This is a genomic window from Moryella indoligenes (assembly GCF_030812885.1).
GTDB classification, from domain to species: Bacteria; Bacillota; Clostridia; order Lachnospirales; family Lachnospiraceae; genus Moryella; species Moryella indoligenes.
In genome coordinates this window covers 34846-58054 of sequence record NZ_JAUSTO010000005.1, presented here as the reverse complement: position 1 = coordinate 58054, position 23209 = coordinate 34846, and the positions used below count along the sequence as shown (strand labels likewise).

The following is a 23209-nucleotide window of genomic DNA, read 5'->3' as shown; positions in this document are numbered from 1 at the left end:
AGAAAGGATATCATTTTCACTGCGTCCGCGCAAGGCTGCGTTGCAAAGAGTGGGCAATTCATGTAAAATGTTTTAAAGCTCAGCCTGAAGGAGCTGGTAAATCCGAACGGAGAGGAAGTAAAATGGGAGATTTTGTTCTGGCCTGCAGTTCTACTGTGGATCAGCCGAAGGAATTTTTTGACGACAGGGATATCCCTTATATCTGCTTTCGATGGATTTCTGATGACGGAGAGGTGCACCTTGATGATCTGGGGCAGTCGCTTTCCTTTGAGGAGTTTTATGCGCGCATGCGAAAGGGGGCTCTGCCGAAGACCTCTCAGCCGAATTTTCAGGACTTTTTTGATTTCTTTGAGAGTTTTCTGAGGGAAGGCAGAGATGTTCTGTATCTCACGCTGAGCTCCGGGATTTCCGGAGCCATGGGTTCGGCGGTGAGCGCAGCGGAGGCGCTAAAGGAGAACTATCCGGAGCGCAGCATATATGTGGTGGACAGCCGGAATGCATCGCTCGGTTATGCGCTGCTGGTGGATGCAGTCTGGCGCCAGAAGGATGCAGGGCGTAGTTTTAAGGACTGCTGCGACTATGCGCTGCGCGCCAGAGAGCAGGTGGAAACCTGGTTTTACTCAACAGATCTCAGCTGGTATGTCCGCGGCGGGAGGGTGAAGCCGGTTGCGGGACTGGTCGGAAACATCCTGAATATATGTCCGGTGCTGCATGTGGATCGCGAGGGGCTTCTGATCCCGCAGATGAAGGTGAGAGGGAAGCAGAAGGCCGCGCAGGCGCTGATACAGAAGATGGAGGAGCTGGCAGCGGATGGAAGAGATTATCACGGTCCGGTTTATATCGTCCATTCAGACTGCCCTGAGGAGGGGGAGAAGCTGAGCCGCATGGTGCGGGAGCGTTTTCCCGCCATGGAAGGAATGCCGGTAGTCTCCAATATCGGCTGCGTGATCGGTGCGCACACAGGACCAGGGACTGCTGCGCTCACTTTTTGGGGAGAGAGTCATATTGAGTAGAGATAAGGGACATCTGATTGCGGCGGTCGAGCCCGGCTCTGCGGCGGAGGAGCTGGAGATCCGGGCAGGGGACAGACTGCTCTCTGTCAATGGAAAACGCATAGAAGATGTCTTTGATTACCGCTATCAGGTCAACGCAGAATGCGTGACCCTGCTCATCCTGAAGCCAAATGGGGAGGAGTGGGAGCTGGAGATAGAAAACGGCTGTGAGGATCCGGGACTGGTCTTTGAAAACGGTCTTATGAGTGATTACAGATCCTGCTCAAACGGCTGCATTTTCTGCTTCATTGACCAGATGCCAAAGGGGATGCGCGACACACTCTATTTTAAGGATGATGATTCGCGGCTCTCCTTTTTGCAGGGGAACTATATTACGCTGACGAATATGCAGGAGAAGGATATTCGCCATATCATCGACTATCGCCTGGAACCGATCAATATCTCTGTCCACACCACAAATCCTGAGCTCAGAAAGCGCATGCTGCACAACCGCTTTGCGGGGGAAAAGCTGCGCTTTATCGGGGAGCTCTATGAAGCGGGCATAGAGATGAACGGGCAGATTGTGCTGTGCAAGGGATGGAACGACGGGGCGGAGCTTGAGAGAACTGTGAGGGATCTGCTGGAGTATGCGCCGGTCATGCAGAGTGTGTCTGTCGTGCCGGTCGGACTTACGGACTACCGGGACAAGCTCTGTCCGCTGGAACCCATCCTGAAGGAAGACGCGGCGCAGACCATAGATATCGTGGAGCGTTTCCAGCGGGAAGCGGTGAGGCGCTGTGGCCTGCATTTTATCCATGCGAGCGATGAATTCTATCTCACGGCGGAGCGAGAGCTCCCCGAGGCAGGGCGATATGACGGTTATCTTCAGCTGGAAAATGGTGTGGGTATGCTGCGCCTTCTGACTGAGGAGGTGGATGAAGCGCTCTCTGTGCTGGAGCCGCTGGGGATTACAGAGACAGTGAGTTCCATCAGCGGTATGCTCGCGGCTCCCTCTGTGGGGAGAGAGCTGCAGAAGATTGCCGCAAGACTGCCTGAGAAAAAGCTTCTGTTCTACCCGTTAGTGAATCATTTCTTCGGAGAGAGAATCACGGTGACCGGCCTGCTGACAGGCAGAGATATTCTGGATGGTCTCAGGGGAAAAGAGCTCGGAGACCGCCTGCTGCTCCCGCAGTGTATCTTTCGGAGCGGTGAGGAGGTGCTTCTGGACGATATGACGCGGGAACAGCTTGAGCATGAGCTCGGCGTGCGCTGTGTGATTATCGGCTCGTCGGGGTCGGACCTCGTGAATGCGGTCAATGATCCGGATTATGTCAATGATCCTGTCCACGGGGAATATGAGCTTCCGGAGGATGAAACAGTGATTCTCAACGACGAGGGGGAAGAGGAAGCTGTGCTGCTCTCTGCGGAGACAGAAGAAATTGATACAGATATGAAAGACGCGGAGCTGCTCCGCGAAGAAGGAGAAAGACTATGAGCAAGGCGGTAGTCGCCATTGTCGGCAGACCGAATACCGGGAAATCGTCGCTCTTTAATGCAATTGCGGGAGAGCCGATTGCCATTGTGAAGGATACGCCCGGTGTCACAAGAGACAGAATTTATGCGGATTGCAGCTGGTTGAATCATAATTTCACGCTGATTGATACCGGTGGTATTGAGCCGGATACGCGGGATCTGCTGCTTGCAAGTATGAGAGAGCAGGCGGAGATCGCGATTGAGACGGCGGATGTCATCATCTTCCTCGTCGATGTGCGCTCTGGACTCACGGATGCGGACTACAAGGTCGCGGACATGCTGCGCCGCTCCAGAAAACCGGTCGTGCTCGCGGTGAATAAGGTGGATAGCTTTGCAAAGTTTCAGAATGACGTCTATGAGTTCTACAATCTGGCGATGGGAGATCCGGTGCCGGTCTCTGCGGCCTCGCGGCTGGGGCTTGGCGATCTGCTGGAAGTAGTGAGCGGGCATTTCCCGGAGGAGAGCGGAGAGGAGACTGAGGAGGATGACAGACCCCATGTCGCAGTCATAGGAAAACCGAATGTCGGAAAGAGCTCCATCATCAATCGCCTGCTCGGCGAGAACCGCGTAATTGTCTCGGATATTGCAGGTACTACGCGGGATGCCATCGATACCGTGGTGCTGCATAACGATACGGAGTATGTGTTTATTGACACGGCCGGGCTCCGCAGAAAGAGTAAGATACACGAGGATCTGGAGCGCTACAGCATCATCCGCACTGTGACGGCAGTGGAGCGGGCAGATGTCGTGATCATGGTGATTGATGCGAGCGAGGGCGTGACGGAGCAGGACGCAAAGATAGCGGGAATCGCGCATGAGCGGGGCAAGGGTATCGTTGTCGCAGTCAATAAATGGGATCTGATTGAGAAGAACGATAAGACCATGAGGGAGTTCACGGAGAAGATCAAAAGCACACTCTCCTTTATGCCCTACGCGGAATTCCTCTTCATCTCAGCGGAGACAGGGCAGCGCATGCACAAGCTCTTTGAGCTCATTGACATGGTGCGTTCCTCCCAGACGCTTCGCATAAGAACCGGCGTGTTAAATGAAATTGTCTCAGAGGCGACGGTGCTGCAGCAGCCGCCGAGTGACAAGGGACACAGACTGAAGATCTTTTATGCGACACAGGTTGCGGTAAAGCCGCCAAGCTTCGTGTTCTTTGTAAATGATAAGGAACTGATGCACTTCTCTTATCAGCGCTTTCTGGAGAATCGGATACGCGAGGCCTTTGGCTTTCGCGGAACTATGATACGCTTCTTTGTGCGGGAGCGTCAGGGAAAGGATGCAGAATGACAGAACGGCTGATCTGCCTCATCATCGGATATCTGTTTGGGACCTTTCAGAGCGGTTATTTCATGGGCAAGCTTCGCGGTTTTGATATAAGAAGCTATGGGAGTCACTCGACGGGGGCAACCAATTCGCTGCGCGTTATGGGAACAGGTGCCGGTATTCTGGTGCTTCTGGGAGATGCGCTGAAGGCGATCATTCCCTGTGTCGCCGCACGTCTTTATTTCGCATCCTCACCGGAGATACAGATGTTAATGGTGCTCTGGACTTCCGTGGGCGTCATGCTCGGGCACGACTATCCCTTCTATCTCGGTTTCCGGGGGGGCAAGGGGGTGGCGAGTACGGTTGGGGTGCTCATTGCCTTTGATATACGGCTCGCACTGCTCTGGTGCGCGGTGTTTCTGCTGGTGGCGGTGACAACGCGCTATGTGTCGCTCTCCTCGATCACGGCTATGGCATTTCTGCTGGTGTTCAGTGTCATGCTGTATCTGAGAGGAGCTCTTCCGGTGGCTGTGCCGCACAGTACGGAATTTCTGCTGCTTGCCGTCTTCATTCCGGCGCTCTCGATCTTCCGGCACAGGACCAATATAGGCAGATTGCTCGCCGGAACAGAGAGCAGAGTGAAGCTCTTTACCAGGGGAATGGATGTGGATAAAAAATGAGACGGATTGCTGTGATTGGTGCAGGAGCATGGGGCAGCGCCCTTGCGCTTTTGCTGCTTGAAAACGGACATGCAGTGACCCTGTGGTCCAGTTCCGAGAGAAAAGCCAGGGCGCTCCGTGAGAGCAGAAGAAATGAGAGCCTGCCGGGGGTGGTTCTGCCGGAGGAGCTGCTTGTCACCTCCGATCTTCAAGAGGCTGTGCAAAGCTGTGATGGGATTGTGCTGGCGGTTGCCTCTGTGTATACGCGGGAGATCGCACGGCGCATTGCACCGCACAGCGCAGCCGGACAGCTGATCATCTGCGCGTCCAAGGGGATCGAGGAGCAGAGTTTAAAGACACAGACGGCACAGGTAGAGGAGGAACTGCCGCTCGCGAGAGTGAGCTGTCTCTCCGGACCGAGTCACGCGGAGGAAGTTGCAAAAAAACTCCCGACCACTTGCGTCGCAGGGGCCCATAACACGAAAATTGCGGAGGAAGTGCGGGAGCTCTTTATGAGTCCGCGCTTTCGTGTCTATACCTCCACGGACATGCTGGGCATAGAGCTGGGGGGATCCATCAAGAATGTCATAGCTCTCGCAGCGGGAATTGCCGATGGACTGGGCTACGGAGACAATACGAAGGCCGCGCTGATCACGCGGGGCATCGCAGAGCTCACCAGACTCGGAATTGCAATGGGGGCTGCCGCCGAGACCTTTGCAGGACTCTCCGGAATCGGCGATCTGATTGTCACCTGTGCCAGCATGCACTCCAGAAACCGCAGAGCCGGAATCCTGATCGGGCAGGGGAAAAGCATGGAGGAAGCCATGCAGGAGGTGCATCAGGTGGTGGAGGGCGTCTATTCTGCGCGGGCAGCACTTGCTCTGTCCCGGCGCTTTCATATCTGTATGCCTATCGTCGAGGAGGTGAATCACATTCTCTTTGACGGAAAGGAAGCGGAGAGAGCGGTGGGAGACCTGATGATGCGCGATCCGAGGGATGAGATATAGGATAAAAAGAAAATTTAGCGATGATACGCGTTGACTCGTTAAAATCTTTAGTTGACATATGCTGACATGGTCTTTATAATCTGATTCTAAATCCGAAAGATGATCTCTGATGAGATGTCCCGGGTTGCCTGAGAATGCAGGGGAGCTGAAGTCTGATCACTGCTGTGTATCAACTGCTGTCCGCTTCAGAGGGACAAAGCTTTGTGATAGGAGGAAAAAATCATGAGAAAAGCATTGTCAATGGTACTTGCGGTCTCTATGGTGCTGTCACTTGCGGCGTGCGGAGGTTCTTCTTCCGGTTCAGGCGCAGCGACATCCGGCGGGAGCTCTTCCGAGGGAGAGAGTTGGAAAATCGGTGGAATCGGGCCGATCACCGGCGGAGCAGCAGTTTATGGTCTCTCATGTAAGAACGCCCAGCAGATCGCGGTCGATGAGATTAACGCTGCGGGCGGAATTAACGGTTATCCGGTAGAAATTCAGTTCGAGGATGATGAGCACGACGCGGAGAAATCTGTGAACGCCTACAATTCCCTGAAGGATTGGGGCATGGATATGCTGCTCGGAACCACGACCAGTGCTCCCTGCATTGCTGTCTCTGCGGAGTCCGTGAACGAAAATATGTTCCAGCTCACGCCCTCCGGCTCAGCCCCGGACTGCATTGCGAATCCGAATACCTTTGCAGTCTGCTTCTCTGACCCGCAGCAGGGCGAGAAGTCCGCGGAGTATATCGGGATGCACAAACTTGCGACAAAGATCGGCATACTTTACGATGCCTCCGATGTCTACTCCACCGGTATTTATGAGAGCTTTATTCAGGAGGCGCCGGAGCAGGGGCTTGAGATTGTCGCAACAGAGCAGTTTACTGCGGACAATAAGACAGATTTCAATATACAGCTTCAGAATATCCGCAACGCAGGTGCAGAGCTGGTATTCCTTCCTTTCTATTATACAGAGGCGGCTCTGGTGCTGAAGCAGGCAAAGGATATGGACTACGCTCCGATCTTCTTTGGCTGTGACGGTATGGATGGTATTCTGAATCTTGAGGGCTTTGATCAGTCTCTCGCAGAGGGACTGATGCTGCTCACCCCGTTTGCGGCGGATGCGACAGATGAGCGCACAGTGAATTTTGTGAAGGCATATCAGGATCGCTTTAACGAAACTCCGATCCAGTTTGCGGCAGATATGTATGACGGAATGTATGCAATCAAGCTTGCGGCGGAAAAGGCGGATATCAATCCGGGCATGTCCGTTGAGGAGATTGGAACTGCAATGGAGAAGGCCATGACGGAGATCAGCGTTGAGGGACTGACCGGAACCATCACCTGGTCAGAGGATGGCGCTCCGAGCAAGGAACCGAAGGCAGTCATGGTTCAGGACGGCAGCTACAAGTCCGTAGAAGACTGAGATTTATAAGACGAGCTTCACATACAGGCAGAGGGGTGCCGTCAGGCGGCAGCCCTCTGCTGTTAGGCCCCTGTAGTGGAAAGACAAAGAGGAGTAGACTATGACCTTTATCTCATATCTGTTGAGCGGAATCAGCCTGGGCTCGATCTACGCGATTATTGCGCTGGGCTACACCATGGTATACGGCATCGCAAAGATGCTGAACTTCGCGCACGGAGATGTCATTATGGTAGGTGGCTATGTCAGCTTTATGGCGATGTCCTCTGCAGGGCTCCCGGCATTGCCCGCCGTACTTCTCTCGGTTCTGGTCTGCACAGTACTCGGCGTCGTGATAGAGCGCATCGCCTACAAGCCGCTGCGCGGGGCCAATTCTCTTGCCGTGCTGATTACTGCAATCGGCGTATCCTATCTTCTGCAGAATCTTGCACTGCTGATTTTTGGCGCGAATCCGAAGAGCTTCAGCTCTGTCGTTCCGCTTCCGGCGCTGAGCCTTGCGGAGGGAAAGCTTACCATTTCCGGCGAGACGCTCACAGCGATTCTCGCCTGTGTGATCGTCATGATCTGTCTCACAGCTTTTATCAACAAAACCAGGGCGGGGCAGGCCATGCTTGCAGTTTCCGAGGACAAGGGAGCTGCGACACTCATGGGAGTAAATGTGAATTCCACGATTGCCCTGACCTTTGCAATCGGCTCTGCACTGGCGGCGCTTGCGGGAGTGCTGCTGTGTTCCGCCTATCCCACGCTCACGCCGACTACAGGTGCGATGCCTGGCATCAAGGCTTTTGTCGCAGCTGTTCTTGGGGGGATCGGATCCATTCCCGGAGCTTTGATCGGAGGACTGCTGCTTGGGGTTCTGGAGAATCTGTCCAAGGCATATATTTCGTCCAAGCTGTCAGATGCAATTGTATTTTCTGTGCTGATTATTGTTCTGGTAGTAAAACCGACCGGAATTTTAGGCAGGAAAATCATGGAGAAAGTGTGAGGCAAAGATGAATAAAAAGCTGAAGAGACAATCCTTTGCGGGAGATATGATCACCTATGCCATGGTTGCAGTGGCCTATATCATAGTGGAAATTGTGTTGAAGACAGGAAATATGAGCTCTCTTATGAAGGGGCTTCTGGTGCCGCTCTGTACCTATTCCATCATGGCGGTGAGTCTGAATCTTGTTGTCGGAATTTCGGGTGAGCTCTCTCTGGGCCATGCGGGCTTCATGTGCGTGGGAGCATTTGCCTCTGCGCTCTGGACGAATTTAATGAACGGAAAGCTGCCGCCCATGGCCTCCTTTGTGCTGGCGGTTCTGATCGGGGCGCTGACTGCGGCCCTGCTCGGCTTTTTGATCGGTATTCCGGTGCTGCGTCTTCGCGGTGACTATCTCGCCATTGTCACGCTTGCCTTCGGGGAGATTATCAAGAATCTGATCAATGCGCTTTATCTCGGCGTCGACTCGAGGGGGCTTCACCTCTCTATGAAGGATAATATGGCGCTGGGACTTGAGAAGGGCGGACAGACGCTGATTAAGGGGGCTCAGGGAATCACCGGAACGCCGAAGCTTTCCAGCTTTACAGCCGGCATCATCCTTCTGCTGATCTCTCTCGTCATCGTACAGAATCTGATCCGTTCCCGGACAGGAAGAGCCATTATGGCGATTCGCGACAATCGCATTGCAGCCGAGTCGGTGGGACTTCATGTGACGCGCTACAAGCTGCTGGCATTTACAATTTCTGCGGCAATTGCGGGAGCAGGCGGTGTGCTCTATGCGCATAATCTGAGCTCTCTGCAGGCGCTTCCGAAGAATTTCGGCTATAATATGTCCATCACCATACTGGTGTTTGTGGTTATGGGCGGAATTGGAAATATGAGAGGGTCCGTCATTGCTGCGGTGGTGCTGACCCTGCTTCCGGAGCTGCTGCGGAGTATGAATGACTACCGCATGCTGATCTATGCGGTGGTGCTGATTCTGATGATGCTCTTTACCTCGGCGCCGTCCTTTATCCAGTACCGTGATCGGCTGTTATCCGGAGTCCGGCTTCCGAAGAGCCGAGAGAGTTAAGAGGGGGGAGAAGCTATGGCGATACTTGAAGTAAAAAGCCTCGGAATCTCCTTTGGAGGTCTTAGGGCGGTGGATGATTTCAGCATTTCGATCGAACAGAATGAGCTGTACGGACTGATCGGACCGAATGGAGCGGGCAAGACCACAATCTTTAATATGCTGACGGGCGTGTATAAACCGGGCAGCGGTTATATCCGTCTGGACGGGAAAAACATTGCGGGAAAGAACTGTATTGAGATAAACCGCGCGGGTGTTGCGCGTACCTTTCAGAATATTCGCCTCTTTTCGCAGCTGACGGTTCTCGACAATGTCAAGGCAGGGCTTCATAACCATCATCCTTATTCCACTCTTGAGGGAATTCTGCGTCTGCCGCGCTTCTGGAAGATGGAGGCGGAGATGAATGCGAGAGCCATGGAACTTCTGGAAGTATTCGGACTTGAGGGCTATGCAGGGGTTCTTGCCAGCAATCTTCCCTACGGAATGCAGAGAAAGCTGGAGATTGCGAGAGCCATGGCGACCGAGCCGAAACTTCTGCTTCTGGACGAGCCCGCGGCGGGCATGAACCCGAATGAGACGGCAGAGCTTATGGACACCATAAGACTGGTGCGGGACCGCTTCAACATGACCATACTGCTCATTGAGCATGACATGAAGCTTGTCTCCGGAATCTGCGAGAGATTGACAGTTCTGAATTTCGGCCGTGTGCTGAAGCAGGGAAAGACTGCGGAGGTTCTTCATGATCCGGAGGTCATCAAGGCCTATCTCGGGGACTAAGGAGGAAGCGATGGCTGCATTACTTGAGGTTAAGGATCTTCATGTCTACTACGGCATGATACATGCATTAAAGGGAATTTCATTTACCGTTCAGCAGGGAGAGATCGTTACGCTGATCGGTGCAAACGGAGCCGGAAAAACCACAACGCTGCACACAATAACCGGACTGCTGCAGGCGCGCGGCGGCGAGGTGCTCTACAACGGAAAGAATATCACCCATATTCCGGGGCACCTTCTTGTCCGTGAGGGGCTGGCGCATGTGCCGGAGGGAAGAAGGGTCTTCGCAAGTCTCAGCGTGCTGCAGAACCTGATGCTCGGCGCATATACGCGGAGTTCAAAGGCGGAGATTGCCGAGTCTCTTGAGGAGGTCTATGCGCGCTTTCCGCGCCTCGCGGAGAGAAAAAATCAGCCGGCGGGGACGCTCTCCGGAGGTGAACAGCAGATGCTTGCCATGGGAAGGGCTCTGATGAGCCGTCCCAAGATGATCGTCATGGATGAGCCGTCCATGGGTCTGTCTCCGATCTATGTGAATGAGATTTTTGATATCATTCAATCTATTCATAAGAGCGGGACCACCGTGCTTTTGGTAGAACAGAATGCGAAAAAGGCGCTCTCCATCGCGGATCGCGCCTATGTGCTTGAGACGGGAACCATCAGTATTTCAGGAAAGGCTTCGGACCTGCTGGATGATCCGAAGGTAAAGGGCGCGTATCTCAGCGAGTGAGAAAGTGCGCAGCGATCCGCTCATAATATGCAGGAAAAATAAATGCAGAGAAGAGAATTCCGCTTCTCTGCTTTGTTTATTTTGAAACAGAATTATGCTATGCTCTAAGAGGCATGCGCTCTGTGGCTTCTGTGCTGCTTTCAGACAGCAGAAGGACACAGGCGCCCGCCGTTGCAGCAGTACAATTACGGTGTAGAAGCAGGAGGTTCTGTATGATCCTTGGATTTATCGGCGCTGATCACGAGGTGACCGGGAGCTGTCACTATCTGAATGTCAATGGGAAGCATATTCTTGTGGATTACGGCATGGAGCAGGGACGAAATTATTTTGAAAACGCTCCGCTGCCTGTGAGTCCGGCAGAGATTGATTTTGTGCTCATTACCCATGCGCACATCGATCACACAGGAAATCTGCCGCTGCTCTTTAAGAACGGATTTCGCGGCCGCATACTTGCGACACCGGCGACAGAGGCGCTCTGCCAGATTATGCTGCGGGATACTGCACACATACAGATGACAGAGGCGGAGTGGAAAAACCGCAAGGCTCAGAGAGCCGGACTGCCGCTCGTGGAGCCGCTCTACACCATGGATGATGCCGTCGGCTGCCTGAAGCTGTTTGAGACAGTCGATTATTTCGAGAAGAGGTCTCTTGCGGAAGGGATTACAGTTCGATTCATTGACGTGGGCCATCTTCTAGGCTCGGCCTCAATTGAGTTTTGGCTGGAGGAAAACGGGGTCAGAAAGAAAATTGTCTTCTCCGGAGATATTGGAAATACAGATAAACCGCTGATACGGGACCCATCTTATGTTGATGACGGGGATTACGCTGTCATGGAGAGCACCTATGGGGATCGCTTTCACTTGAAGGAGCAGGTGGATCACGCAGAGGAGCTTGCGTCTATCATGCAGGAGACCTTTGACCGAGGGGGGAATGTCGTCATGCCGGCCTTTGCTGTGGGCAGAACGCAGGAGCTGCTCTATTTCCTCCGGAAAATCCGAGAAGAGGAGATGATAAAAGGGCATCCGGACTATGAGGTGTGGGTGGACAGCCCGCTTGCTCTGGAGGCGACGGAGGTCTTTAAAAACAATCTTCTGGATTGCTTTGATACAGAGACGCAGGAGCTGGTGCGCGCCGGCATCAATCCGATTGCGTTCCGCGGACTTCGGACCGCGGTTACTGCGGAGGAGTCGAAGGCGATTAACTTTCTTCAGAATCCGAAGGTCATCATCAGTGCCGCCGGAATGTGTGACGCCGGAAGAATACGTCACCACTTAAAGCACAATCTCTGGCGTCAGGATTCGACCATTGTCTTTGCAGGATATCAGGCAGAGGGTTCGCTTGGCCGTTTCCTGCAGGACGGTGCTGAGAAGGTGAAGCTTTTCGGCGAGGAGATAGAGGTTCACGCAAAGCTCGCCATGATGAAGGATATGTCCAGCCATGCGGATCAGGACGGACTGGTGCGCTGGATTACCTCATTCAAAAAGCAAATGCCCTCGCAGGTCTTTGTGGTGCACGGGGACAATGAGGTGACGGACAGCTTCTGTGCGCTGCTGAAAGAGCAGCACGGGATTCATGCGGAGGCTCCCTATTCCGGCTCGCTCTATGACCTTGCGGCGGGGCAGTGGATACGAAAGACAGAGGGCGTCCCGATTGTAAAGGAGAGTGCGGCGAGACGCGTGGCGAATGCGGTCTTTGAGCGGCTGCTGAACAGCGTGACACGGCTTCGCAGAGTGGCAGAGGCCAATCAGGGAGGTACCAACAAGGATCTGGCGCGCTTTGCAGATCAGATTGATGCGCTCTCTGACAAGTGGAGCCGCTGAGCGCTATATTTCTTGTTCTGTGGCAGAAAGGGTAGAGGGATATGCAGGAGGTTAAGCTGTTTTCTGACGGCTCTGCGCGCGGCAATCCGGACGGTCCCGGGGGATACGGAACTGTGCTGCAATTCAGGGATGCCCGGGGAGAGCTGCACGAAAAGGAGCTCTCACAGGGCTACAGAAGGACAACCAATAACCGCATGGAGCTGCTTGGATGCATCGCGGGCTTTGAGGCACTGAATCATCCCTGTGAGGTGCAGGTCTATTCGGACTCCAGATATCTGGTGGATGCATTCAATCAGCACTGGATTGAGAACTGGATCCGTAATGACTGGAAGCGGGGAAAGAGCGGCGAAGTAAAGAATATAGATCTCTGGAAGCGGCTTCTGCGGGCGATAGAGCCGCATCGGGTAAGCTTTCACTGGATAAAGGGACACGCCGGACATCCGGAGAATGAGCGCTGTGACAGGCTGGCGACTAGCGCCGCAGATAGCGATGAGCTGATGGAAGATGAATAAAAAACATATATTGCTGTTGTTATTTGCACTTGGCCTGCTGCTGACGATCCTCACGGACGGAGTGGTGCACAGTGCCCGGGCACGTCGTACAGAGCCGGATGGGGCAGGGACTGTTGCCTCAGCGGAAGCTTCGGGCGGAGGTTTCGGAGACGGTGAAAACGCTGCTGTATCCGGAGCAAAAGCAGATGGCTTCGTCTCCGGAGAAATCGGATCGCCCGCGGTAGTAGAGGGCCCCACTGCACATACAGAGGAGGGCGGAAGCCGTTACGACGAGTTTCTCAAAAAATTTCAGGATACAGAGAACACACTTCTTGAGATCAGCAGAAGAAACTCCCGGGGCAGAACGGGGGCTGAGCAGAAGCAGGAGGCCTCCGCACAGCTCCGCTACTGGGAGACACAGCTGAATGCGCTCTATCAGACCATCATGAGCTATCTCACGGATGAGGAGGCTGCTGTGCTTGCACGGGAGCAGCAGGACTGGCGCAGGGCGCGGGAAGAGAAGGCCGCCGGAGCCGCAAAGAACTCCGCCGGAAGTCCGAAGGAGAGCACGGAGTATATGCTGAGTCAGGCAGAATCTACAAAGGAGCGCGCATATGCCCTGCTGGAGCGCTACCGCGACAAGCTCCGTTAAACAGGCGGAAAACGGCGCGTCAGCGCTGCGCTGCAGAGTGTGCGCAAATGCCGTGTCATACACTGGACACGGCTGTGTTTTATGTGCTAATATTAGCGCTTAGGGTTGTTTTTTATCATATAGAACATCTCTTCCGGGATCATTCCGCGCTTTGCGCCATCACAATAAAAGAGGTTGGGACATGATTAAAAAGAAATATGGAGTCAATGAACTCCGAAAAATGTACCTGCAGTTTTTTGAGAGCAAGGATCATCTTGTGATGAAGAGCTTCAGCCTTGTGCCGCACAATGACAACAGCCTTCTGCTGATCAACGCGGGCATGGCGCCGCTGAAGCCCTACTTTACGGGACAGGAAATTCCGCCGAGGAAGCGTGTCACAACCTGTCAGAAGTGCATCCGTACAGGGGATATAGACAATGTCGGAAAGACCGCGCGTCACGGCACCTTCTTTGAGATGCTCGGCAACTTTTCTTTTGGGGATTATTTTAAGCATGAGGCGATACGCTGGACCTGGGAGTTTCTGACCGAGGTCGTGGGGCTTGAGGCGGACCGCCTGTATCCTTCTGTCTACGAGGAGGATGATGAGGCCTTTGAGATCTGGAACAGAGAGGTCGGTGTCCCCGCAGAGCGCATCTACCGCTTCGGCAAGGCGGACAACTTCTGGGAGCACGGCTCCGGTCCCTGCGGTCCATGTTCCGAGGTGTATTATGACCGCGGTGAGAAGTACGGCGTCGGTCCGGACGATGTGATGGGCGGCGAGGGAGATCGCTACATGGAGGTCTGGAATAACGTCTTCACGCAGTTTGACAATGACGGACATGGGAACTACACCGAGCTGAAGCAGAAGAATATTGATACCGGAATGGGACTGGAGCGCCTTGCTGTTGTCGTGCAGGATGTCAACTCCATCTTTGAAGTCGATACCATACGCGCGCTTCTGGATCACGTCGCGCGCCTCGCGGGGACTGCATATAAGGAGGATGAGCAGAAGGATATATCTCTTCGTGTCATCACGGATCATGTGCGCTCCTGTACCTTTATGATTTCTGACGGAATCATGCCGAGCAATGAGGGCAGAGGCTATGTGCTTCGCCGTCTGCTTCGCCGCGCCGCACGTCACGGGCGCATCCTCGGCATTCGGGGAAAGTTCCTCGGAGAGCTTGCAGAGACAGTCATCAGCTCCTCAAAGGACGGCTATCCGGAGCTTTTGGAGAAGCGTGAGATGATACTGAAGGTACTGACCGAGGAGGAGTCAAAGTTCAACCGGACGATTGATCAGGGATTACAGATACTCTCTGAGCTCGAGGACGGCATGCTGAGGGACGGAAAGAAGGAGCTTGGCGGAGAGGATGCCTTCAAGCTCTATGACACCTATGGTTTTCCTCTGGATCTCACCAGGGAAATTCTTGCCGAGAAGGGTTTTGGCGTCGACGAGGATGGCTTTGACCGCGCGATGCAGGTGCAGAAGGAGACCGCAAGAAAGGCGCGGAAGACCACAAATTACATGGGAGAGGCTCAGACCGCATATCAGCAGATTGACGCGGCGCTCACCACAGAATTTGTTGGCTACGACCGGCTGAGTGCGGAGGGAAAGATCACTGCGCTCGTGAAGCTCTCAGAGCATGAAGAGCCGGATGATACCGGAAAGACAGTGAAGGTCACGGACACGGAGCTGGTAGAAGCGCTGACCGACGGGGAGCAGGGCACTATCGTCACGGATTGCACCCCCTTCTATGGAACCATGGGCGGCCAGCAGGGCGATATCGGTGTGATTGTGACCGAGAGCGGAAGCTTTGCAGTGGAGGACTGCATTCACCTGAAGGGCGGAAAGGTCGGACATACGGGCAGAGTGCTCTCCGGAATGTTTGGTATAGGGGATAGCGTTACGCTGAAGGTCGATGAAGTAAATCGCCTCGGCACCTGTAAAAATCACTCCTGTACGCATCTTCTTCAGGAGGCACTCCGGCAGGTACTCGGAAATCACGTCAATCAGGCGGGAAGCTTTGTCAGTGGCGATAGACTGCGCTTTGACTTCACTCATTTTGCGGCGCTCTCCGCGGAGGAGATTGCCCAGGTGGAGGCACTCGTGAATCAGGAGATCCGGGCGGCAATACCTGTCACGACGGAGCTCATGAGTCTGGAGGATGCAAAGAAGGCCGGCGCAATGGCGCTGTTTGGGGAGAAGTACGGCGCAGAGGTGCGTGTCGTCAGTATGGGAAGCTTCTCAAAAGAGCTCTGCGGCGGAACACACGTAAAGAACACAGAGCAGATCACTGCCTTTAAGATCATCTCCGAGACAGGTATCTCTGCCGGGGTCAGAAGAATCGAGGCCCTGACGGGAGATGCGCTGATGCGTCATTATGAGGAGACGGCAGCGGAATTCGCAGAGCTCTCCGCAAAGTTGAAGGTGGCTCCGGCGGAGCTCTCCCACAGGATTGAGACACTGCTTCAGGAGCTGCGCGACGAGAGAGCAGAAAATGAAAAGCTGAAGAATAAGCTCGCAGCAAGCGCGGCAGAGGGCGCGGCAGAGGCGGTGCGAGAGGTCTGTGGTGTCAAGCTCCTGACGATGAAGCTTGAGGGAGTTCAGATGAATGAGCTCAGAAACCTTGGTGACCGCATGAAGGAGAAGACAGAGGACGGCGTCGTGGTGCTGGCCGGAATCACAGACGGCAAGGTGAATCTCATCGCCATGGCGGGAGATGCTGCGCAGAAGAAGGGCGCGCACGCGGGAAATATAATCAAGGCTATTGCTGCGCTGGTCGGCGGTGGCGGCGGCGGACGCCCGAATATGGCTCAGGCCGGAGGCAAGAACCCCGCAGGCGTAGATGCGGCGCTCACGCGTGCGGAGGAGGTACTTGCGGAGCAGCTCAAGGGCTGAGGGGAAATAAATGCTGAAATAAATCCCGTGAATCATGGAAAACTCCTTGACAATACAGAAATTTATGATATTATTACATGAGTTTCAATTTCACAACCGGGAGGGAGGTTAGGCCGTTTCATGTCAAACGTGATTGTGAAAGAAAACGAAAGTCTGGACAGCGCACTGAGACGTTTTAAGAGAAACTGTGCGAAGGCAGGCATTCAGCAGGAAATTCGCAAGAGAGAGCACTACGAAAAGCCGAGCGTAAGACGTAAAAAGAAGTCTGAGGCTGCGAGAAAACGTAAATTCAACTAATGGATGATCAGGACCCGGTCTGCAGAGACCGGGTCTTTTCCTTCAGTGGGAAAACGCTCTCTGTTCTGTGCTTTCCAAATAAGAAAATATATGAGATACTTTAAATTAAGCGGAAACAGAGGGCAGGGCGGATCTGCAGCAGAAGCTCTGTTTCCCGGTATAATCAAGAGAGGAAAGGAATGCTCCCAGTATGGCAGTGACAGAGCGGATGATTAATATACCCGCAGAGTACGAAAAAAATGTCTGCGGACAGCTGGATGCAAATCTGCATAAGATTGAGCGAACGCTGAAGGTGACCATGATCGAGCGGGACGGAAGCATGAAGATTATGGGCGAGGAGGGTGCAGTGGAGAAGGCGGTTTCCGTCTTTAAAAATCTGGTGGAGCTCTCCCGCAGGGGTAATCAGATCAGTGAGCAGAACGTAGACTATGCGCTCTCGCTCGCATTTTCGGAGGGCGAGGAGAAGCTTCTGGAAATAGATCGGGACATGATATGCAGAACGGCTGCGGGGCGGCCAGTGAAGCCGAAGACACTCGGACAGAAAAAATATGTGGATCTCATTCGCAGCCGCATGATCACCTTTGGAATCGGGCCGGCCGGAACCGGCAAGACCTATCTCGCGATGGCGATGGCAATTCAGGCTTTTCGCGACGGCGACGCAGAGCGCATCATACTGACGCGGCCCGCAATGGAGGCGGGGGAGAAGCTCGGCTTTCTTCCCGGAGATTTGCAGAGCAAGATAGATCCGTATCTGAGGCCGCTCTATGATGCGCTCTATCAGATTATGGGGGCGGAGAGCTATCTGCACAACGCGGAGAAGGGACTCATAGAGGTTGCGCCACTCGCGTATATGCGGGGCAGAACGCTGGACAATGCCTACATTATCCTCGATGAGGCACAGAATACGACACCTGCGCAGATGAAGATGTTCCTGACCCGCATCGGCTTTGGATCAAAGGCAATCATAACGGGAGATCTCACGCAGAAGGATCTGCCCGGAAGCATGATTTCCGGACTTGACACAGCGGCAAAGATACTCTCCGGCATTGAGGAGATTGGCTTCTGCCAGCTCACCAGCCGGGATGTGGTGCGCCATCCGCTGGTACAGAAGATTGTGGATGCCTACGATAAATTCGAGAAGAGAGAGGATTTTCAGCGGGATCGGAGACAGAGATATCTGCACAGAAGGGACAGACATGACGCTTGAGATCAGTTTTGAGGCGGAGGAAAAGCTGCACATCGCCTATCGGAAAATTATTGAGACTGTAGCCGCCTCCTGTCTTGCGGCAGAACACTGCCCGTACGAGGCAGAGATTTCCGTGAGCTTTGTGGACGGCCCGGTGATACGGGAGCTGAACCGGGAATATCGCGGTATCGACAGGGAGACGGATGTCCTGTCCTTTCCCATGTTGGACTTTGCAAAGCCGGCTGTTTTTTCAGAGGAGGAGACAGAGGACAGTCTGAATCCGGAGAGCGGAGAGCTCATGCTCGGCGATGTTGTTCTGAATGTGGCGCGCATCAAGTCACAGGCCAGGGAATACGGGCATACACAGACCAGGGAGCTTGCCTTTCTGGTGACGCACAGTATCCTGCATCTTCTGGGCTACGATCATATGGAGGAAGAGGAGCGCCTTGTGATGGAGGAGCGCCAGAGAGTGATACTCGATGGCCTCGGTATCCGGCGCTGAGAGAGCTTATGTCAGAAAAAAAAGAAGGAAGATCCTCGGGTTTTCTGATTCAGGGTTCCATCTATGCTGCATCGGGACTTATCTCAAGTGTGATCGGACTCCTGTACCGCCTGCCGCTGACCCGCATCATCGGAGATGAGGGAAATGGCTACTACTCGGCGGCCTTTAATGTATACACAATTATTCTGCTTCTCTCCTCCTACAGTCTTCCGCTTGCGGTATCCAAGATGATATCCGCCCGTGTGGGAGAGAAGAGCTATAAAAACGCGGACCGCATCCTCAGAGCCTCCCTTCTCTATGCAACTCTGGTCGGAGGTCTGGGCTGCGCCGCGATTTTCTTCGGCGCGGGCTGGTTTGCAGATACCTTTCTGCATATTCCGGAGGCGCGCTATCCGCTGCGGGCACTGGCGCCGACAGTATGGATCGTGTCCTATCTCGGCGTGTGCAGGGGGTACTGGCAGGGGCACTCCACCATGGTTCCGACGGCTCTCTCTCAGATTATAGAGCAGATCGTGAATGCGGTGGTGAGTGTCGGGGCCGCATACCTTCTGCTTCGCTGGGCACTGGGGCGGGAGATGCCGGAGAGCATTCAAAGAGGCTACGGCGCCATGGGGGGGACCATAGGCACAGGGCTCGGCGCGCTGGCGGCGCTCTGCGTATTTATACTGCTTTTCTCGGCAAACCGCCGCTTTTTGCGGGAGAGGAGGAAAGAGGACAGGAGCACGGAGCAGGAGAGCTACGGGGAGATCACAGCAGTGCTGGTGATGACAGTCATTCCCGTTATACTTTCAACGGCGATTTACAACATGGGCAGCATTGTCGACAATGCGCTCTTCGGGCAGGCGATGTTTGCGCTCGGGCTGCAGTCCGAGACTGCGAAGGACTACGGCATCTATGCGGCGAAGTATAAGCTTCTCATCAATGTTCCAATTATGGTGGCAAATTCCCTCGCATCTGCGCTCATTCCGGCGCTCTCGCGGGCCAATGCCGCGCGGGACAGGGGACAGGTGGAGTCAGGGGTATCAAACGCAATACGTTTTTCCATGATCGTTGCAATCCCCTCGGCCATCGGGCTTGCAGTCATGGCGGATACTCTGATCCCGCTGCTCTTTGGCGCGAGCGAAAAGGCGGTGCTCATGATGCATATCGGCTGCTTTGGCGTCGTCTTTTATTCTCTTTCGACAGTGAGCAACGCAATTTTACAGGGGACCAGCCATATGAAGGTTCCGGTGCGTCATGCGCTGATCTCACTGCTGATCCATGTGCTGATCCTTGAATTTCTGCTGATGGTACCAAAGCTGGGTATTTTTGCTGTGGTCGTGGCAGATATGTGCTTTGCGCTCTCCATGTGTATATTGAATTCGCGTGCGCTGCGCAAGCACTTAAGCTACAGGCAGGAGATCCGGCGAACCTTTGCCGGGCCGCTGCTCTGTGCAGCGGCGATGGGGGTATCGACGCTCGGCGCAAAGCTTCTGCTGATGCGGTTTACAGAAAGCAGAGCTCTCTGTACGGCGCTGCCGATACTGCTGGCCGTGCTGGTCTATGCGCCGCTGCTGATCCTATCGGGAACGGTTACGGAGCATGAGCTGAGTCTTTTTCCCAAGGGGCGGCAGCTTGTCCGCCTGGTGCGGCGCATGCATCTTCTCAGAAGCTGAAGATGTGACAGATGAGAAAAGCAGGGGGGAGCTATGACAGAGAGAGTATGTATTATCGGGGGCGGTCCCGCAGGCATGACAGCGGCAATCACCGCAGCACGGCTGGGGAGCCGCGTCACGCTTCTGGAGCACGGTGAGCGTGTGGGGAAAAAGCTGCTGCTCACCGGAAATGGGAAATGCAATTACACAAACCGCAGACTCAATCCGTCCTGCTACCACAGCAGTGAGGGAAGCTTTGTGATGCGGGCACTTCAAAAATTTGGACCGGAGAGCAGTGTGCGCTGGCTGCGCAGTCTCGGCATTGAGCCTCTGGATCGCCATGATGGCTGGCTGTACCCGCACTCTGAGCAGGCAGCCTCTGTTCTGAACGCACTTCGGACGGAGTGCGAGCTATCCGGTGTCCGGACTGTGACCGCGGCGACTGTGCGGCAGATACGGCGGGGCAAGGGCGGAAGCTTTCAGATCATGACAGACAGGGAGATGATTGCCGCTGACAGGCTGATCCTTGCGACCGGATCCAAGGCAGCGCCTTCCACAGGATCTGACGGAAGCGGTTATCTCTATGCGCGGCAGCTGGGACACAGCATAAGGAATGTGTTTCCGGCTCTCTGCGGACTGCACTGTGCGGAGAAGGATTTCTTCAAGGCTGTGGCAGGTGTGCGGGTCGGCGCTGCACTCACGCTTCTGTGTGACGGAGAGGAAGTGGAGAGAACAGAGGGAGAGCTTCAGCTGAACAGCTACGGTCTCTCAGGTATTCCGGTGTTTCAGCTGAGCCGAACGGCTGCCCGTGCACTGGGTGATGGAAGGAGCACAGTAATTTCTGTCGATTTTCTTCCGGACTTCGCTTCTCTTCACTCCTATCTGGAAGAGCGGCTCTCACTGCGTTCCTACAGGAGCTTCGAGGCCTTTGGCAATGGTCTGCTAAACAAAAACCTCTGGAACGGACTTGTGAAGCGTGCGGGACTGAAGCCCGGAGGGAATCCGGCAGAGCAGAGCGGGAGAGGGCTTAAAGGGCTCGCAGAGCTGATCTCTGACTGCCGTTTCCGCATCATTCGAACTGCGGATTTTGAGCAGGCGCAGACCTGTACCGGAGGCGTATCAACGGAAGAGGTGAATCCTGAAACCATGGAGTCCCGGCTTGTTCCCGGACTTTACTTTGCAGGAGAAATACTGGATGTGGATGGAATCTGCGGAGGCTACAATCTGCAGTGGTGCTGGACGAGCGGACGGCTTGCCGGCGGAAAGGGAATGATCAATGAACAATAAAACAGCACAGGGCGGGCATGTGATCATGTTTGTGCCGGAGAGCGGAAGCGGACAGAAGGTCGCGATGCTCTGCGCGCTCTTAAAGCTTCGCTGCCATCTGGTGGGAGAGGAAGGACTTTCGCGCACACCGGTGGATATTCTGAACCCGAAGGCAGAGCAGATAGCTTCTGCGCCGGAAGCTGACGCTGCCAATGCCGGGACAGAGAGAGGAGAGCCGCTGCTTTTGTTCTGCGGACTGTCAAATGCTGTCCTGGATCAGTTCCTTGGTGAGCTTAAAAAGCGCGGCATCCGGATTCCCCTGAAAGCGGTGTTGACAGAGAGCAATGCTGCATGGCCGCTTTCCAAGCTCTATACAGAGCTTAAGGGAGAACACAGTCTTATGACAGGAGAGGCGCTCTGATGGCCATACGCATCAACCCGATTAGTCTTTCCCTGCACCACGGGCCGGAGGCCCTCAAAAAAAAGATACTTTCGCTTCTGCACATTCAGGAGAAGGAATTGATTTCCTTCTCCATTGTGCGTCGCTCCGTCGATGCCCGGAAAAAAGATCATATCTGCTACAGCTATATCGTGGATGTGTGTACCGCACATGATGAGAGACTGCTGAAGCGCATGCATGACAGACGGGTGTCAGAGTATAATCAGAAGCCCTATGCGGCGCCTGCGCATGGAACAGAGCCGCTGAAGCACCGCCCGGTGATTATCGGAACCGGCCCCGCGGGACTTTTTGCCGGTCTGCTGCTTGCGGAGCAGGGGTACCGTCCTGTGCTTCTGGAGCGCGGGCTGCCCGCAGCGGAGAGAAAAAAGCGTGTAGATGCCTTCTGGGAGAGCGGAGTGCTGGACCCGGAATGCAATGTCTCCTTTGGAGAGGGGGGCGCAGGAACCTTCTCAGACGGAAAGCTCAACACCCTTGTGAAGGATGAAATCGGCAGAAACCGGGAGGTCCTGGAGCGCTTTGTGCGCTTCGGTGCGGATCCGGAGATACTCTGGGATCATAAGCCCCATGTGGGCACAGATCGCCTGATCGGTATCGTGACAGAGATACGGCAGGAGATTGAGCGACGCGGGGGAGAGCTGCGCTTTCAGACAAGAGCGGAGCGGCTCTGCACGTCGGGAGGAAGAATATCTGGCGTCCGCGTGTCATTTCCCGCGGAACAGACAGGAAAAAGAGAAAATGCGGCGCGTCAGGAGGAAATTGTCCCCTGCGAGCTCCTTGTTGTGGCGACGGGACACTCTGCGCGGGATACCTTTCAGAATTTTTATGAGGACGGCCTCAGGATGGAGGCAAAGGCCTTTGCGGTCGGACTGAGGATACAGCATCCGCAGCACATGGTTGATGTCGCGCAATACGGAGTCCGGGAGGCAGAGTTTCTCTCCCCCGCACCCTATAAGCTTACGGCGAAGACAGGGAGCGGCAGAGGGGTGTACAGCTTCTGTATGTGCCCGGGCGGTTATGTGGTCAATGCCTCCAGCGAGCCGGGAATGACAGCTGTCAATGGAATGAGCTATCATGACAGAGCTTCGGAAAATGCGAACTCCGCAGTGATTGTCACGGTGACACCGGAGGATTTTGCTTCAGAGGGGCCGCTCGCGGGACTGGCATTTCAGAGGGAGCTGGAGCGGCGGGCCTTCATAGCGGGAAGAGGGAAAATCCCGGTGCAGCTCTATGGCGACTTCTGTGCGGGGAAGCTCACAGAGCGGTATGGAGAGGTTCGTCCCTGCTTCAGGGGGGAGAGCTGCTTTGCGGATCTGAATCCTGTGCTCGGTCCGGAGCTCTCAAAGGCACTCAGAGAGGGAATGGAGCAGTTCGACAGAAGGCTTCACGGCTTTGCGCGTCCGGACGCGATTCTCGCAGGAGTGGAGAGCAGAACCTCCTCTCCGCTCAGAATTCCGCGTGACGATCAGCTTGAGGGCTCATTCGGGGGGCTCTACCCCTGCGGGGAAGGAGCGGGCTACGCCGGGGGCATCACCAGTGCCGCAATGGACGGGCTCAGGGTGGCGGAGGCGATTATACGCCGCTATGCGCCTCCGATTGACTGATTTTCCAAA

General features: G+C 54.7%; 21 protein-coding genes. All 21 read left to right on the top strand.

Annotated features, from left to right (window positions below; genetic code table 11):
• Window positions 1-122 precede the first annotated feature (122 nt).
• The 21 genes from J2S20_RS05145 to J2S20_RS05045 all read left to right on the top strand — a co-directional run bounded on the left by J2S20_RS05145 (window position 123) and on the right by J2S20_RS05045 (window position 23200).
• Window positions 123-1013 carry a DegV family protein gene (locus J2S20_RS05145; RefSeq protein WP_307253957.1) on the top strand — a complete coding sequence of 297 codons (891 nt, stop codon included), beginning with the start codon at window positions 123-125 and terminating at the stop codon, window positions 1011-1013.
• Window positions 1006-2487 (top strand): DUF512 domain-containing protein, encoded by a 1482-nt coding sequence (locus tag J2S20_RS05140; RefSeq protein WP_307253955.1) that lies wholly within the window; start codon window positions 1006-1008, stop codon window positions 2485-2487. Before J2S20_RS05145 ends, J2S20_RS05140 begins: the two co-directional genes overlap by 8 nt.
• The gene (gene der / locus J2S20_RS05135) at window positions 2484-3818 is read left to right on the top strand and encodes a ribosome biogenesis GTPase Der (RefSeq protein WP_106611914.1); all 1335 of its coding nucleotides are present in this window, start codon (window positions 2484-2486) and stop codon (window positions 3816-3818) included. The genes J2S20_RS05140 and der overlap by 4 nt, the downstream gene beginning before the upstream one ends.
• On the top strand, window positions 3815-4474 hold the full coding sequence (plsY, locus tag J2S20_RS05130; RefSeq protein ID WP_307253950.1) for a glycerol-3-phosphate 1-O-acyltransferase PlsY: 660 nt from the start codon (window positions 3815-3817) through the stop codon (window positions 4472-4474). Before der ends, plsY begins: the two co-directional genes overlap by 4 nt.
• Complete coding sequence (locus J2S20_RS05125; protein ID WP_307253947.1) at window positions 4471-5460, top strand: NAD(P)H-dependent glycerol-3-phosphate dehydrogenase; 990 nt, start codon at window positions 4471-4473, stop codon at window positions 5458-5460. Before plsY ends, J2S20_RS05125 begins: the two co-directional genes overlap by 4 nt.
• A 222-nt stretch (window positions 5461-5682) precedes the next feature.
• Window positions 5683-6864: an ABC transporter substrate-binding protein gene (locus J2S20_RS05120; protein ID WP_307253945.1), complete on the top strand. Its 1182-nt coding sequence runs from the start codon at window positions 5683-5685 to the stop codon at window positions 6862-6864.
• A gap of 100 nt (window positions 6865-6964) precedes the next feature.
• The gene (locus tag J2S20_RS05115; protein ID WP_307253943.1) at window positions 6965-7846 is read left to right on the top strand and encodes a branched-chain amino acid ABC transporter permease; all 882 of its coding nucleotides are present in this window, start codon (window positions 6965-6967) and stop codon (window positions 7844-7846) included.
• Between the two features lie 7 nt (window positions 7847-7853).
• Window positions 7854-8915: a branched-chain amino acid ABC transporter permease gene (locus J2S20_RS05110; protein ID WP_307253940.1), complete on the top strand. Its 1062-nt coding sequence runs from the start codon at window positions 7854-7856 to the stop codon at window positions 8913-8915.
• Between the two features lie 15 nt (window positions 8916-8930).
• Window positions 8931-9689 (top strand): ABC transporter ATP-binding protein, encoded by a 759-nt coding sequence (locus J2S20_RS05105; protein WP_307253938.1) that lies wholly within the window; start codon window positions 8931-8933, stop codon window positions 9687-9689.
• Between the two features lie 10 nt (window positions 9690-9699).
• The gene (locus tag J2S20_RS05100; protein WP_307253936.1) at window positions 9700-10413 is read left to right on the top strand and encodes an ABC transporter ATP-binding protein; all 714 of its coding nucleotides are present in this window, start codon (window positions 9700-9702) and stop codon (window positions 10411-10413) included.
• Between the two features lie 212 nt (window positions 10414-10625).
• A complete protein-coding gene (locus J2S20_RS05095) occupies window positions 10626-12233 on the top strand; it encodes an MBL fold metallo-hydrolase RNA specificity domain-containing protein (RefSeq protein WP_307253934.1) in 1608 nt (535 codons plus the stop codon).
• A 41-nt stretch (window positions 12234-12274) separates the two neighbouring features.
• Entirely contained in the window at window positions 12275-12745 is a 471-nt protein-coding gene (gene rnhA / locus J2S20_RS05090) for a ribonuclease HI (RefSeq protein ID WP_106611905.1), read from the top strand.
• Window positions 12738-13376, top strand: coding sequence for a lysozyme inhibitor LprI family protein (locus tag J2S20_RS05085; protein ID WP_307253930.1), 639 nt, complete (start codon window positions 12738-12740; stop codon window positions 13374-13376). Before rnhA ends, J2S20_RS05085 begins: the two co-directional genes overlap by 8 nt.
• 181 nt (window positions 13377-13557) lie before the next feature.
• Window positions 13558-16254 (top strand): alanine--tRNA ligase, encoded by a 2697-nt coding sequence (gene alaS / locus J2S20_RS05080; protein WP_307253927.1) that lies wholly within the window; start codon window positions 13558-13560, stop codon window positions 16252-16254.
• 120 nt (window positions 16255-16374) lie between these two features.
• Window positions 16375-16551, top strand: a complete 177-nt coding sequence (gene rpsU, locus J2S20_RS05075; RefSeq protein WP_005539624.1) for a 30S ribosomal protein S21 — start codon at window positions 16375-16377, stop codon at window positions 16549-16551.
• A gap of 190 nt (window positions 16552-16741) precedes the next feature.
• The gene (locus tag J2S20_RS05070) at window positions 16742-17758 is read left to right on the top strand and encodes a PhoH family protein (protein ID WP_307253877.1); all 1017 of its coding nucleotides are present in this window, start codon (window positions 16742-16744) and stop codon (window positions 17756-17758) included.
• Window positions 17748-18239: an rRNA maturation RNase YbeY gene (ybeY, locus tag J2S20_RS05065; RefSeq protein WP_307253873.1), complete on the top strand. Its 492-nt coding sequence runs from the start codon at window positions 17748-17750 to the stop codon at window positions 18237-18239. Before J2S20_RS05070 ends, ybeY begins: the two co-directional genes overlap by 11 nt.
• An 8-nt stretch (window positions 18240-18247) precedes the next feature.
• Window positions 18248-19894 carry a putative polysaccharide biosynthesis protein gene (locus J2S20_RS05060; protein WP_307253870.1) on the top strand — a complete coding sequence of 549 codons (1647 nt, stop codon included), beginning with the start codon at window positions 18248-18250 and terminating at the stop codon, window positions 19892-19894.
• Window positions 19895-19927: 33 nt separating this feature from the next.
• Window positions 19928-21160, top strand: a complete 1233-nt coding sequence (locus J2S20_RS05055; protein ID WP_307253867.1) for a BaiN/RdsA family NAD(P)/FAD-dependent oxidoreductase — start codon at window positions 19928-19930, stop codon at window positions 21158-21160.
• The gene (locus J2S20_RS05050; RefSeq protein ID WP_307253865.1) at window positions 21150-21560 is read left to right on the top strand and encodes a DUF3783 domain-containing protein; all 411 of its coding nucleotides are present in this window, start codon (window positions 21150-21152) and stop codon (window positions 21558-21560) included. The genes J2S20_RS05055 and J2S20_RS05050 overlap by 11 nt, the downstream gene beginning before the upstream one ends.
• A complete protein-coding gene (locus J2S20_RS05045; protein ID WP_307253863.1) occupies window positions 21560-23200 on the top strand; it encodes an NAD(P)/FAD-dependent oxidoreductase in 1641 nt (546 codons plus the stop codon). The genes J2S20_RS05050 and J2S20_RS05045 overlap by 1 nt, the downstream gene beginning before the upstream one ends.
• Window positions 23201-23209 lie beyond the last annotated feature (9 nt).

Bases quoted from the DNA above. Each gene is read 5' to 3' on its own strand.
- J2S20_RS05105 (WP_307253938.1), top strand. From the start codon at position 8,931: ATGGCGATACTTGAAGTAAAAAGCCTCGGAATCTCCTTTGGAGGTCTT.
- alaS (WP_307253927.1), top strand. From the start codon at position 13,558: ATGATTAAAAAGAAATATGGAGTCAATGAACTCCGAAAAATGTACCTG.
- J2S20_RS05045 (WP_307253863.1), top strand. From the start codon at position 21,560: ATGGCCATACGCATCAACCCGATTAGTCTTTCCCTGCACCACGGGCCG.
- J2S20_RS05070 (WP_307253877.1), top strand. From the start codon at position 16,742: ATGGCAGTGACAGAGCGGATGATTAATATACCCGCAGAGTACGAAAAA.
- J2S20_RS05050 (WP_307253865.1), top strand. From the start codon at position 21,150: ATGAACAATAAAACAGCACAGGGCGGGCATGTGATCATGTTTGTGCCG.
- J2S20_RS05110 (WP_307253940.1), top strand. From the start codon at position 7,854: ATGAATAAAAAGCTGAAGAGACAATCCTTTGCGGGAGATATGATCACC.
- rnhA (WP_106611905.1), top strand. From the start codon at position 12,275: ATGCAGGAGGTTAAGCTGTTTTCTGACGGCTCTGCGCGCGGCAATCCG.
- J2S20_RS05055 (WP_307253867.1), top strand. From the start codon at position 19,928: ATGACAGAGAGAGTATGTATTATCGGGGGCGGTCCCGCAGGCATGACA.
- der (WP_106611914.1), top strand. From the start codon at position 2,484: ATGAGCAAGGCGGTAGTCGCCATTGTCGGCAGACCGAATACCGGGAAA.
- J2S20_RS05060 (WP_307253870.1), top strand. From the start codon at position 18,248: ATGTCAGAAAAAAAAGAAGGAAGATCCTCGGGTTTTCTGATTCAGGGT.
- J2S20_RS05085 (WP_307253930.1), top strand. From the start codon at position 12,738: ATGAATAAAAAACATATATTGCTGTTGTTATTTGCACTTGGCCTGCTG.
- ybeY (WP_307253873.1), top strand. From the start codon at position 17,748: ATGACGCTTGAGATCAGTTTTGAGGCGGAGGAAAAGCTGCACATCGCC.
- J2S20_RS05100 (WP_307253936.1), top strand. From the start codon at position 9,700: ATGGCTGCATTACTTGAGGTTAAGGATCTTCATGTCTACTACGGCATG.
- J2S20_RS05095 (WP_307253934.1), top strand. From the start codon at position 10,626: ATGATCCTTGGATTTATCGGCGCTGATCACGAGGTGACCGGGAGCTGT.
- rpsU (WP_005539624.1), top strand. From the start codon at position 16,375: ATGTCAAACGTGATTGTGAAAGAAAACGAAAGTCTGGACAGCGCACTG.
- plsY (WP_307253950.1), top strand. From the start codon at position 3,815: ATGACAGAACGGCTGATCTGCCTCATCATCGGATATCTGTTTGGGACC.
- J2S20_RS05125 (WP_307253947.1), top strand. From the start codon at position 4,471: ATGAGACGGATTGCTGTGATTGGTGCAGGAGCATGGGGCAGCGCCCTT.
- J2S20_RS05115 (WP_307253943.1), top strand. From the start codon at position 6,965: ATGACCTTTATCTCATATCTGTTGAGCGGAATCAGCCTGGGCTCGATC.
- J2S20_RS05145 (WP_307253957.1), top strand. From the start codon at position 123: ATGGGAGATTTTGTTCTGGCCTGCAGTTCTACTGTGGATCAGCCGAAG.
- J2S20_RS05120 (WP_307253945.1), top strand. From the start codon at position 5,683: ATGAGAAAAGCATTGTCAATGGTACTTGCGGTCTCTATGGTGCTGTCA.